The organism is Streptomyces sp. NPDC088350, from assembly GCF_044753545.1.
Classification (GTDB): Bacteria; Actinomycetota; Actinomycetes; order Streptomycetales; family Streptomycetaceae; genus Streptomyces.
In genome coordinates this window covers 228,693-241,744 of the sequence record NZ_JBIVNL010000008.1, presented here as the reverse complement: position 1 = coordinate 241,744, position 13,052 = coordinate 228,693, and the positions used below count along the sequence as shown (strand labels likewise).

At 66.6% G+C, this 13,052-nt stretch carries 8 protein-coding genes and 1 riboswitch; of the genes, 7 read left to right on the top strand and 1 reads right to left on the bottom strand.

Features of this window, described 5'->3' with window-relative positions; translation table 11 throughout:
• The first annotated feature begins 11 nt into the window (after positions 1-11).
• From ACIQBL_RS28755 to ACIQBL_RS28730, 6 genes are all read left to right on the top strand, one after another.
• A complete protein-coding gene (locus ACIQBL_RS28755) occupies positions 12-338 on the top strand; it encodes an SCO5918 family protein (RefSeq protein WP_401946154.1) in 327 nt (108 codons plus the stop codon).
• A gap of 156 nt (positions 339-494) precedes the next feature.
• Entirely contained in the window at positions 495-1,949 is a 1,455-nt protein-coding gene (locus ACIQBL_RS28750) for a glyceraldehyde-3-phosphate dehydrogenase (protein ID WP_401946152.1), read from the top strand.
• A gap of 276 nt (positions 1,950-2,225) precedes the next feature.
• Positions 2,226-2,870: a TnsA-like heteromeric transposase endonuclease subunit gene (locus ACIQBL_RS28745; RefSeq protein ID WP_401946873.1), complete on the top strand. Its 645-nt coding sequence runs from the start codon at positions 2,226-2,228 to the stop codon at positions 2,868-2,870.
• Entirely contained in the window at positions 2,867-5,056 is a 2,190-nt protein-coding gene (locus ACIQBL_RS28740) for an integrase (RefSeq protein ID WP_401946151.1), read from the top strand. Before ACIQBL_RS28745 ends, ACIQBL_RS28740 begins: the two co-directional genes overlap by 4 nt.
• Positions 5,053-6,180, top strand: coding sequence for an ATP-binding protein (locus ACIQBL_RS28735; RefSeq protein ID WP_401946149.1), 1,128 nt, complete (start codon positions 5,053-5,055; stop codon positions 6,178-6,180). Before ACIQBL_RS28740 ends, ACIQBL_RS28735 begins: the two co-directional genes overlap by 4 nt.
• Positions 6,177-8,759, top strand: a complete 2,583-nt coding sequence (locus ACIQBL_RS28730) for a TniQ family protein (protein WP_401946147.1) — start codon at positions 6,177-6,179, stop codon at positions 8,757-8,759. Before ACIQBL_RS28735 ends, ACIQBL_RS28730 begins: the two co-directional genes overlap by 4 nt.
• Before the next feature lie 200 nt (positions 8,760-8,959).
• On the opposite strand, the gene ACIQBL_RS28725 is transcribed toward ACIQBL_RS28730, so the two are convergent.
• Complete coding sequence (locus ACIQBL_RS28725) at positions 8,960-10,981, bottom strand: DUF1996 domain-containing protein (RefSeq protein ID WP_401946871.1); 2,022 nt, start codon at positions 10,979-10,981, stop codon at positions 8,960-8,962.
• Positions 10,982-11,315: 334 nt separating this feature from the next.
• A riboswitch (cyclic di-AMP (ydaO/yuaA leader) is annotated at positions 11,316-11,488 on the top strand.
• An 8-nt stretch (positions 11,489-11,496) separates the two neighbouring features.
• Here ACIQBL_RS28725 and ACIQBL_RS28720 point away from each other — a divergent pair.
• Entirely contained in the window at positions 11,497-12,891 is a 1,395-nt protein-coding gene (locus ACIQBL_RS28720; protein WP_401946146.1) for an NlpC/P60 family protein, read from the top strand.
• Positions 12,892-13,052 lie beyond the last annotated feature (161 nt).

Genomic DNA, 13,052 nt, shown 5'->3' with positions numbered 1-13,052 from the left:
TGTGAGGCAACATGCGCTGTGTCATCGCCCGGTATCCCTTCGACCTCACCAAGATGGGAGTCCTGGAGACGATGAAGGGCATCAAGCCCGAGCTGGTCACGGGTGAGTCCGTGACCATCGGGCGGCGCCGCTACCCCGTCAAGCAGGTGGGGCAGGTCATCACCCGGCAGGACCCCCGCGACTTCAACAGCGGCGAGGTCGTCCGGGCCATGACCCGGCTCGGCTTCACCTGCCACGGGCTGCCCGAGGCCGTGCCCGCGCACGTCCTCACCCCGCTGGAGAACGCGTCGGCACTGCTGGGCAGCGGCGCGACCCAGGACGCTGTGGAAACCGTGTAGAAGCGACACCAGTACACCCGTGAGGGCCCTGCCGACGCGCGTCGGCAGGGCCCTCACGGCGTTCCGGGCCTTCCACGGGCCGGGCGGCACCCCACTGAACGAGCAGATGAACAGCGGGTTAGCATATGAGCGCCGTCTAGCTCGAAAGAGAATCCTGTGCCTGTCAACGAGGACTCGTTCACCAACTGGAAGACCCGCGAGGAGATCGCGGAGTCGATGATCCCGATGATCGGGAAGCTGCACCGCGAGCGGGACGTCACCGTCCTGCTGCACAGCCGCTCCCTGGTCAACAAGTCGGTGGTCAGCATCCTCAAGACCCACCGGTTCGCCCGGCAGATCGACGGCGAGGAACTGTCCGTCACCGAGACCCTGCCGTACCTGCGGGCGCTCACCGCGCTCGACCTGGGCCCCTCCCAGATCGACATCGGCATGCTCGCCGCGACGCACCGGACGGACGAACGCGGCCTGACCGCCGAGGAGTTCACCGCCGAGGCCGTCGCCGGTGCCACGGGCGTCAACAAGATCGAGTGCCGCGAGGGCCGAGACGTCGTCCTCTACGGCTTCGGCCGCATCGGCCGCCTGGTCGCCCGTCTGCTCATCGAGAAGGCCGGCTCGGGCAACGGACTGCGGCTGCGCGCCATCGTCGTACGGCGGGGCGGGGATCGGGCCGTCGAGGATCTCGTGAAGCGTGCCTCACTGCTGCGCCGGGACTCGATCCACGGCCAGTTCCAGGGCACGATCACCGTCGACGAGGCGAGCGACACGATCATCGCCAACGGCAACCAGATCAAGGTGATCTACGCGGGCGACCCGTCCGAGGTCGACTACACGGCGTACGGCATCAAGGACGCCATCCTCATCGACAACACGGGCAAGTGGCGTGACCGGGAAGGCCTTTCGCAGCATCTGCGGCCCGGTATCGACAAGGTCGTGCTGACCGCGCCCGGCAAGGGCGACGTCCCCAACATCGTGCACGGCGTCAACCACGACACGATCAAGCCGGAAGAGCGGATCCTGTCCTGCGCGTCCTGCACCACCAACGCGATCGTGCCGCCGCTGAAGGCGATGGCCGACGAGTACGGCGTGCTGCGCGGCCATGTGGAGACGGTCCACTCGTTCACCAACGACCAGAACCTGCTGGACAATTACCACAAGGCCGACCGCCGCGGCCGTTCGGCGCCGCTGAACATGGTGATCACCGAGACCGGCGCCGCCTCCGCCGTCGCCAAGGCGCTGCCCGACCTCAAGGCGCCGATCACCGGCAGCTCGATCCGGGTCCCGGTGCCGGACGTCTCGATCGCGATCCTCAGCCTGCGGCTCGGCCGCGAGACCACCCGCGCCGAGGTCCTCGACCACCTCCGCGATGTCTCACTGACCTCGCCGCTCAAACGGCAGATCGACTTCACCACCGCCCCCGACGCGGTGTCCAGCGACTTCATGGGCTCGCGTCACGCCTCGATCATCGACGCGGGCGCCACCAAGGTCGACGGCGACAACGCGATCCTCTACCTCTGGTACGACAACGAGTTCGGCTACTCCTGCCAGGTCATCCGGGTCGTCCAGCACGTCTCCGGGGTGGAGTACCCGACCTATCCCGCACCGGCTGTCTGACCCGGGCTCTAGGATCCGCATGATCATTGACAATGAAGGTGTTTCATTGACATCGGATTGGCAAATCCGCGGTTCCTTTGACAATGGCTACGTTCAGTAGCGGTCCTCTCTGGGCCTCTTTCGATCTCCGCTGAGTCTGCACCGCCCGCCCTCCGTACCGTCTCAAGCATGGCAGTACGGAGAGCGGGCGGTACCCGTCGTACGCGAAAAGTCCCTTCGGCCTCGATCCGGTACGTCGATGGATCGGTACGCGAAGTCCCGGTCCGACAACTCAGGTTGACCGATTTTGCGGAGTCCCAGCCGTGGCGCGCTGTTCGCTCCGTCCACGGGATGGCCCACTACTCGGGCAAGTACTCGTCTGCAACGACGGGTGGGCACGTGGTCTACGAAAGCCGCCTGGAGCTGGCCCGATTGCTGCTGGCGGACTTCGATCCGGAAGTACGGGCGATCTTTGCTCAGCCGTGCCGTCTGGCGGCCCGGGTCGGCGATCGGACTCGCCACCACGTGCCGGACTTTCTGCTGGTCATGAGTTCGGGGACCGTGCGGGTGGTGAACGTCAAGCCAGCGAGCCGCTTGAAGGATCCGAAGATCGTGGAGGCTCTTGCGTGGCCTGGCGAGCTGTTCCGGCAGCACGGCTGGGACTATGAAATCTGGTCCGGGGCGGATCGGGTGCTGCTGGAGAACGTGCGGTTCCTCGCTGCCTACCGGCGTCCCGGTGTGGTGTCCGCGACGGACACAGAGCAGGCATGGCAGCAGGTGGCCGACGGCGAAAAACTGGCCTTGGCTGAACGCCAGTTGGCCAATGGGCGGCCCTCCGAGGAGGCGAGGCCAGCGTTCATGGCTCTGTTGTGGTCGGGACGGTTGACGACGGACCTGTCGCGTCCGTTGTCGGGTGAGTCGGTGCTGCGGAGGTGCGTATGAGCGCGTGGACGACGCCGTTGAGGCCAGGGTTGCCGATCAGCTTCGACGGTGAACAATTCACGGTCGCCGAAATTGAGGGTCGCCGGATTCTTCTCCAGCCGGCAGTCTCTGTCGTCGGTGTCCCGCAGTGGCGGCAGGTTGATATCTCTGTGCTGTTGGCACATCCCACCACTGAGATCCTCACTCCGGCCCCGCAAGGTGAACCAGCTGATGCGGCTGCCCTGAGCGGTCTCAGCGACAAAGAGGACGACGAGCTGACCCGGCAGTTCCGCCATGTCCAGGAGGTCCGCACCGGCTATCAACTCGGCAGCGAGGAACTGGCTTTTCCAGGCGAGCCACGACCCGACTACGCGCCCGGAACACCGAAGATGCACCGGTACGCGGCCAAGGCGGCAGAACTGGGAGTTTCCGAAACCACGATCCGCAACTGGGTACGGCAGGTGAATAGCTCCGGCCCGGCCGGCCTGGTTCGCGACCGCCCGCAAAAGAGCGTGCTTGACAAGGTCGACCCTCGGTGGCTGGAGATGACCCGGTCAGTTTTGAAAGGCCACGAGAAGTCCTCCCGGCCGGTGCGGAGTCTGATCCTGATCGAGATCGAAGAGCGTCTGGTCAAGAAGTACGGGGATGGCACGGTCCCGCTTCCGGCCCGCACGACGGGCTATGAGGCACTTCGAGTGCTTACCAAGGGCACGAACGCCTTCGAGGGCAGCACGAAGGGGAAGAGGTCGATCGCGGACGCCCCGAAGGGGACCTACGGTCGGCTGCGCGCGACACGACCGGGCGAGTATGTGGTGCTGGACACCAACTGCCTGGACGTCTTCGCGATGGAACCGGTGACCTGCCGGTGGGTGCGGTGTGAGCTCACGGTCGCAATGGATCTCTACAGCCGGTGCATCACCGGGCTCCGCCTCACCCCGGTGTCGACGAAGTCAACGGACGTGGCCGGGGTGTTGTTCGAGACGGTCCGGCCACGAGACGTTCCGGGCGACGGGAGCGAGCCGCTGCCGTACTGCGGAGTGCCGTCCACCGTCGTGGTCGACGCGGACAAGCTCGTCGACCGGGACGGGCAGCCGCTGCTGCCCACGGTCGCGGCCGAGACGATCATCTATGACCACGGCAAGGTCTACCTGTCGAACCACATCGAGAGCGTCTGCGCGAAGCTGGACATCTCTCTGCAGCCGGCCCGGCCGAAGACACCGACCGACAAGCCGGTCGAACGCTGGTTCCGGACCCTCAACCAGGGAGTGCTGGCCGCGCTGCCCGGCTACAAGGGCTCGGACGTGCACAGCCGCGGCGAGAAAGTCGAGGACGAGGCATTCTTCTTCATCGACGAACTCGAAGCGATCATCCGTGAATGGATCACTCTGATCTATCACAGGCGCCGCCACCGCGGCCTGCGGATTCCGGAGATCCCTGGGCTTCAACTCAGTCCGCTGGACATGTTCGAGCACGGAGTCACCCGGGCGGGCCCACTGCGGATCCCGGCCCGCCCCAATATGGCTCTGGAGTTCCTGGAGGAGGAACGCGTCCCGATCCACCACTACGGCATCGAGATCGAAGGGATGCGCTACAACGGGGATGCGCTGAACAACTACCGCAACCAGCCCAGCCCCTATCGCGGAGTGGACGCGGGCAAGTGGCCGATCGCGGTGGACCGCGGCGATATGCGCAAGGTGTATTTCCAGGACCCCGAGCTTCGGACGTGGCATAGGCTCGACTGGGAACACGCACCCGCCCTGAATGGACCGTTCAGCAGAGAGGCCCTGGTCTACGCTCGCCGGATTGCGAAGAAGACGCACCGGTTCCCGGACACCAAACGCGCGTTGGTCGAACTCCTCGAACGGTGGGGCGCCGGATTGGCCGCGGATCGCACTGAGCGGCGCATGGCCCTCCGTCTCTCCCAGGAACGGCTACAGATGGTGGGAGAGGACGACGAACCACGCGAGGCAGAGGACGAGGTCGCCTCGCTGCCGTCGGTCCGACGCATTGCCGCCCTCAGTCCATCCGAACAAGACCTAGCAGAAGCCGAGCCCGCCGATCCCGGCCTTGTCATCGTCGGAACTGAGGACAACGAACTCGGCGGGGACGACGACGAGGATGAGGAATGCGAGGCAGCCTTCCCGGGCGACGAATCCGTTCCCATCGACGAGGACGACTATTACGCCGATATCTGGGACAGCCGTTGAAAGCGCCGGACGACGTCGAGCCGTTCGAAGGCGACGACCGCCAGTACAGTCCCACCCGGCTTCCGGGCTGGCTTCAGGAGGTCAACGGGCCGGACCGGATCCGGCCGGAACAGCACACCAGAGCGCAACTGGCTGACCTCTCGCCGCGAGCGCTCTTGATGCATAACGACAGTCGGGCGGTCTGGCATGCCAACATCGGCCCGATTGACACCCCGCAACTCCTCCAACTACACGATGAGCTGGACGAGATTGTCGATTCGAACCGGCAGGACGGGGACAAGACGAAACCGGCAGCACTGCTGGACGCCTACCCCGGACTCGGAAAGAGCACCGCAGTCCGCGCCTACGGCCGGAAGCTGTTCCGTGAACAGATCTCCTTGCGCGGGGAAACCACCCCTAGCGGAGACCGCAGGGTCCCCATCATCTACATCGCACTGAGCGGGAACACACAGATCCGCGGCCTGAACGCCGCGATCTGCCGCTTCTACGGACTGCCGGTCACGGGGGACGCTGACACCCTGGCCGAGCGGGCTGTGGACGCGGTGTTGTCCATGAGAACCGCCGTTTTCATCATCGACGACATCCACTTCCTGGCCGGAGCGAAAACCAACTCGGTTCGCATGTCCAACCAGTTGAAGTACCTGGCAAACGTCTTCCCCGTCACCCTCATCTATGTCGGCGTCGGAGTCCAGCAGCGCGGAATCCTCAGCGAGGGCTTCTCCGGCAAGAAGAACGAACTCGCCCAGTTCGGACGCCGCACCACTCCACTGACATTGCTCCCTTTCCAGATCGAGAACGAGGAGGGACGTCGGCAGTGGCAGGTCCTGCTGAAGACGATCGAGAAGAAGCTCGTCCTGGCGGAGAAATACCCCGGGATGCTCGCCCAGGACCTTTCCGACTATCTCTACGCTCGCTCCACCGGCCACTTCGCCTCCCTCATGGCACTGATCAACCGCGGCTGCCTCCGCGCCATCCGCTGCGGCCATGAGCGCCTCGACAAGGACCTCATGGACCAGGTGAAGAACGACGTCGCTGCCGAGGAAGGCCGCGAGGAACTCGAAGCCGCCATCGAGGCCGGCCTGCTGACCAGTCATCCCGCATCACCTGGCAGGAAATCGGCATGACGGAATGGACGGATGACCGCATTCCTCTCTGGGTGCCCCCAGTAGAGGGGGAGTCCCTCGACAGCTGGCTGGCGGCATACGCCCGCCGCCTACGGACGGGCGTGCCGCAGTTCCTGAGCTTCATTGGTCTGCACAGAGCCCGTCCCAACCACATGGTCCGGTATCTGACAGACCGCGAACGGCAGGTACTTTCCGAACGCACGGGGCTCGCCTCGGAGGAACTGACGCCGATGACGCTCGAACCCTGGGACGGAGTGGCGGTGAACATCGACCGTCCGACGCGCCGTCTGAGCCGCCCACCGAACTGGCGGCACACTGGCAATACCAGCCGCTTCTGCCCCGGTTGTCTCGACGAAAGCGCCGGACGTTGGCAGATTTCATGGCGACTGCCGTGGTCATTTGCCTGCACCCGGCACGGAATGCTGTTGCTCGATTGCTGCCCAGAATGCGGACTACCGCCCGTGGTTCATGGGCGACAGCACCTGCGGAACTCTCCTGCGGGAGTCTGCCTCTACGGAACGGGCACTGCCGGCGCCACCCCCTGCGAGTTCTTCCTGCCGCACGCGACTACCCCCCTCCTCTCCGCAGACTCATTGGTCCTCAATGCCCAGCAAGACGTTACCTCCAAATTCGTGCAAATCGGCGATTCTCTGGACGACTCCTTGCTGCGTGGTCGCGAACTGGCTGTCCTCGGCCGGTCGGCATTGCGAGGGATCAACGACAGGCTGTCCACAGCACCTTCCGTTGTCCATGAAGTCCTCGCGGAACTCGGTGGTGATCTGCCTAAACTAGCGAATCGAGAGAGCGGAGTGAACGCTCACGGTGTGGCAGTTGGCACCACCATCGCCAGGATTGCAGTGCTCCAGGACCGGGATGACCGTGACGCAGTCTTTGCTTGGTTGATGGAGGCCCAACGTTCGAGGCGGAAGAACACCTATCCGACATCCTGGCTCGTTGACTGGATCCCAGCCGGACCCCGCGTGATGTCTCGTGCTCTGACCGCCGTGTCCAACGAACTGACCTGGACAGCGCGCCTGCGTTTCGGCACAACCACGGATACTCCGGCCTGGCCGACCCTCTCCGACGAAGACGTACGACGTCGAGCCGCCCGACTGCCGGCGATGCTCTGGCCTTCTTGGACAATCCGGATGTTGCCCCGCCTGCCCGAACCCCTATTCAGGCTGTCCGGACTCCGCCGAGCATGCGCAACTCTCCTCCTTATGCCTGGAACATTCTGGGACTATCCCAGAGCCGCTGAACTTCTGGGCAATCCCCGCACATCCGACAACAGGAATGCTCTCGACGCAGCACTCGAAAAGCAGCGCCCCGATGAACTTGCCGCATTCATGGCCGAGTTAGCCCGCACCATTGACGCTCATCCGGTTCCCATCGACTATCGACGCCGGCGGGACATCTTCTCCGAGGCCACTATCAGCTTCGACCTGGACGCCTTCCGTGAGTACTGCCGCCGGCGCGGCCTTCGGAGCGGACCGACACAGATCAAGAGACTCCGGTGGCACCTTCTCAAGATTCTCCTCGGAGCAGACCCCGGCAGCTCATCTCGGACCCCGACCTGGCACACGAACCTGTCGCACCAAATCACCGCAGAGCTCAAAGGATTCCTCTTCCAGCAGGCAGCAAAGAACCTGCAGGCTCACCAAATCGAAGAGCCCGTGCTTTGGCAACCGCCGGCCACCTGGCTCGAAAAAGGTGCGTGTCCTGGAGAAGATCCCGAAAAGATCGACCACTCCGCACTCGCCGAGATGCTGATCGCGGGCCGCCCGCTGGCGGAGGTCGCGAAACATCTGAACATTAGCGAGGACCACGTCCTCTTGCACCTTGAAATGGCTGATATCGGTGGGACAGCGCCCGATCCCCCGCCGCGTCCCAGCGTTCCGGGCCGCAATATTCCGCGCCAAGACGTTCTCTCGCCACGAGAACTGCAACGGCTCTACCAGGAACAGCGGCTCTCTGTCGCCGATATCGCGCAGCTCGCGGGGTGCAGCTCTCGCACCGTTCGTCGAGCACTCATCGAGGCCAAGATCCCTAGTTCAGGGCGCGGAGTTCCTCCCCTCCTGCCAGGCATGGTAACCAGAGAGTGGCTGGAAGGGGAGTACGCCATGAAGGGGCGCGGCTGCCCAGATATCGCGCACGAACTCGGCCTCCATCAAGACACCGTGTCGCGCTTCCTGCGGATTTGGGGCATCCCGCGACGTTCCAACGGACTCGGTTCGAACCCCTTCGCCCACCTCGGCGTCGCGCTCTCGCCGGAAATGCGACGCCTCAGCAATAGGAGGAGCTGCCTGCCGTGGCTACGCAACCTCCTCCAAATACCCGGACACTCCGGCCTGTCGGCTGCCGCACCGGCAATCAGCGTCCCCGAGGTCACCCTCCGCCGGCAGCTCAGGATCATTGAAAGCGTCGTGGGGTTCAGCGTGATCGAGCGAACCAACCCGCTGTCTCCTACTCCGGCAGGCGTGAGATTCCTGACCGAAGCTCGCGATCTCCTTGATCGTTTCGACAGCGCCGCAACGCTGGTCGCAACCGGCTCGAGCAGGACCTCAGACCACTCACGGTGACTGCCGGAGCGGTGCTCAACACCAAGATTGAGAAGCCTGGGCTGACAACGGCGTTGCCCATCTGACCCGGATTTCGGCGTTTCCGCAGGAAACAGTGTCAATGATCATGAGGAACCTACACGGGCGCGATGAGCGTGTGACGGCCCGGCCGCCCCCAAGTGCGGGCGGCCGGGCCGTCGTTGTCACAGACGTGCGCAGTGTCAGCGCGAACCGCGCTTGCCTCGGTACAGCACCACGAACCCGGCGACGAGAAGCAGCGCTCCGGCCGCGGCGGGCCACAGATTCGCACCCGTCTCAGCCAACCCGCCCTGCGCCTGCGGTTGGTTCGGGCCCACGGCCGCGTAGCTCTCCCCGCCCGAGGACGAGGCGGGCGGCGTCGCCACGGCGCTGCCGACCTGACCGCCCGCGTTGTCGCCCGAACTGCCCTGGGTCTCCGTCGCGTTGGGCGTCCCGGTCTTCGTGTCGGCCTTGGGTATCGCCACAGCGCTGGTCAGCGACCCGGGGTCGGTGGTCCGCGTGTCCGGGGCGCTTGTCGTGGGCTCCGCGGTGGGCCGGTCGCCGGTGTTGCCGGGGGCGGTCCCGTTGTTGCCGCCGTTCCCGGCGTTTCCGCCATTCCCGCCGGGCTCGTCCGACGCGGATGCGGACGCGGAGGCCGTAGCAGTGGCCGTCGCGGTAGCAGTGGCCGTAGCCGTGGCTGTGGCCGTCGGGGACTCCTGCGGCTCACCCGAACCGCCGCCCGATCCCGAACCGCCGCCCGATCCGGGGTCGTTGCCCGTGCCGGCGCCGCACTTCTCGCCGCTGTTGATGCAGGTGACCATGTCGTTCATCAGGCCCTCGTCGAAGACGTTGATGAAGTCGCCGTGGTCCGTGACGGGCTTGTGCTGCTGTTCGGGGAAGGAGTCCACCGCGAACAGCGGGGTCGTCCTCCCGCCGTCCTGGAGGCTCGGCGCGCCGACGGCGTAGACGATGCGCTGCACCAGCTGCGGAATGGCCTTGAAGCCGTCCGGGCAGGTGCCGTCGGCGGCCTCGAAGGCCACGTGGGTGCGGTGGTTGGCACTGTCGATGTTGCGGCCGTCCCAGCAGCTCTGGAACTTGAAGGTGCGCACCACGTCGCTGCCCGACGGGCACAGCGGGTACTTGTCCTTGAGCTGCCGGTCCTCGAACCCGGTGCAGCTCCAGGAGGCGTTGGCGTTGGCCGGGCCGTTGACGAAGGCCTTCGCGTCGCCGGTGATGATCCGCAGGAGGCGCGGCATCGCGACGACCTTGCTCTGCGGGTTGCCCTCGAACGTCAGCGTGACCTGCTTGGCCGTGACGATCTCACCGGAGTTGCCCTCGGTGCCGCCGCCGGGCGAGTTGGCGTCCCGCTCCTGCTTGCCGTTCTGCAGACGCAGCACGGGCCAGTAGTAGGTGGACTTGTCGCCGGGGTTCTCGCAGCTCGTGTTGGCGTTGGCGAGGTCCTGGTCGCTGGCGAAGGCGTTGTTGGACTGGTTGCCGATGTAGTCGTGGAAGTGGTGGGCGCCGTTGGTGACTCCGGGGGCGACGATCACGTTGTCGGAGTTGAACAGACCGTTCTCGTTCACCCCGCACGCGGTGACGAACGTGCCGCGGGACGCGTCGGCCTGTTCCTGCGGGGTGTTCACGTTGGGCTGCACGGAGGTGATGTCCGCGTAGTCCGAGGCGACGGGCCCGTTGGTGGACTGCTGCTGGCCCTGGCCGCCGCCCTGCTGCTGGCCCTGGCCGGTCGGGGCGGCGCTGCCGCTCTGGTCGCCGCCGCTGCCGTTCTGGTCTCCGTTCGTGGGGGCGATGAGGGTGCAGGCGGCGAGCGCGTCGAGCCCCTCCGGGCGGTCCCCGACACGGTCGATGGCGTCGTCGATCCGGCTGATGGTCGCGGCCCGCTTCTCCTTCAAGGGATTCATGATCGCGTTGTCGGCGAAGGAGGCGTCCTGGCGTATGGCCTCCGTCGAGTCCCGCAGCTTCTGGTAGGCCTCGGTTATCTGCTGGTCCAGAAGCGCGAGTTCCTTGTCGACGTCGGTCTTCGCCCCGTCGGGCACCGTCGTCAACTGGGTACCGATGTCCGGGCAGTCGATCGTCGCGCCACGCGACGCCGCGTCCGGAGAAGCCTGTGGGGAGGAGTCACCGCCCCAACCGCCTTCCGACGCCGACGCGTAGACGTTCGCCGCCACCAGTCCTCCGCCGCCGAGCATCAGGGCGACTGCTGCCATCGTCGCGCGTCGTGCGCCTGTGGGGCGTCTGCGCGTGTTGCGTGCCACGGAAGTTGCTCCTACGCGTATCGGTCGGCCCGGATCGTCCCGGCATGGAAATCCCCCGACCCAATACGGAGACGGACGCCGGTGTGTTCAACCGTCCCGGAAATTCATAGCGACCTCATATGGAGCGTCCGGCTCCGCAGCCCATGAGTGCTCGTCATCCCCAGGACGAGGTAAAGGTCACAAATACGTATCGGACATATCGCGCTTCAACCTTCACACGAGGCACACACGTTGGCTAGGTTGACGGACAGGCCGTACGACCTACTCCGGCGATTGGCGCCGGGCCGCGCGGCTCGCGCCGAGTCCGGTGCGCCGCTCGCGGCAGCCGGAGCCGGGGACCCAACCGACTTGGGGTGAATCGGCCCAACCGCCCGTCAGGGCAAGGGCCGTAGGGCAAACCTTCCGTGATCGCCGCCCGAACCCGACAGCTAACCCGGTAGGCGCGATACGGAAGGAGCACGTCTGCCATGCCGGCAGAACGAGGCACGCGCACCGGAGGCAGTGGCCCCACCGTGGACGACCGACCCAGCCGCGAAGAAGTCCAGCGGCGGATCAACTCCCTTTACGACAGGGCCGAGACGGCCACCGGAAACTACAACGCCACGCGCAAGATGTCGGGGGGCCCGCGCCAGCGTGCCACTCCCCGCCCGGCCGCGTCCCGGCCTTCCGATCCCGCTCTCGACGCGGTCACCAAGCAGTGGTTCGACCAAGCCCGCGCCCAACTGGGCCCGACCGTACCGGCGGCCCTCCCGCCCAGCAGGACTCAGGGACGCCCGGCGGAAACCCGGCCCGAGCGACGCCCCGAGCCCGAGAGCGCCGGCCGTGCTCTTGAGGCGCCCGGCCGTGCCGTGGCCGAGCTGACCGCGGGGCCCTCCGTCCCGGACATCACGAGCCAGATGTCCGAGTCGGCCACCCGGCCCGTCGCCGCGCTGCCCGCCGCCCAGCAGGCACCGCAGCCGACCGTCGTGGACCTGCCGCCCGTGCCCGCCCTCGACCTGGCGCCCGCGCCCATGGTCGAGCAGCGGCGACTCGCCCCGCAGACAGCTCCGGAGCCGGTCTTCGACCCGCTCACGTCGGACTTGGCGCTGCTCCCGTACATCGCCGCACCGCGCACCGAAGCCGACCCGGCGAACACACCCTGGCCGACCCCCGAAACTGCCTGGCCGACCCCGGAGACGACCTGGTCCTCCCCCGAGACGACCTGGTCCACCGGGCAGATGCCCATGGTGCCCCAGCAGCCGACCGGCCAGGACGCCTGGTACACCACGCCGGAGCCGGACTGGCGCCCGCCCCAGCAGGAGTGGCAGCCGACCGCACCCGAGGCGGCCCTGGCAGCCCCGGTCGTCGCCCCCGAGTTCACCCTCCCGACCGCTCCGACGATGGCCCCCGAGTTCACGCTTCCCGTCGCTCCGACCATGGCTCCGGAGATCCCTCTCCCCACGGCCCCGGCGATGACCCCGATGACCACCACGGCCGTCCCCGCCGCACCGGACGCCGGCACACAGAGCAAGACCAGCATGGCGCTCGCGTTCGCCCGCGCGCAGATCGGCAGGCCGTGCCTGTGGGGCGCGGCGGGACCGGACGCGTACGACTGCTCCAGCCTCACCCAGGCCGCCTGGAAGGCCGCGGGCGTCCTGCTCCCGCGCACCGCCCAGGAACAGTCCGGCGCGGGCGCCCTCGTCCCGCTCACGGACATCCGCCCCGGCGACCTGATCTTCTTCTACGACAGCATCGACCACGTCGGCCTCTACACCGGCAACGGCCTGATGATCCACGCGCCGAGCCCGGGCACGCCGATACGCGAGGAGTCGATCTTCTACGCCGGTCCGGCCGCCATCCGGGGCGCCGTACGGCCCGCCTGATCCGCTCGGGGCCGGGCTTTCCCGGCCCTGGCCGCGCACACCCCGACACTCTCGGCGGGCCGTGTCGTTGGTCCCTACGAGTGGTGGAACCCCGGGCACGGTCGTAGCGTCGGACGAGACGAGAGACGACGACCGCGCCCCGGCGGACGGACCACCACCGA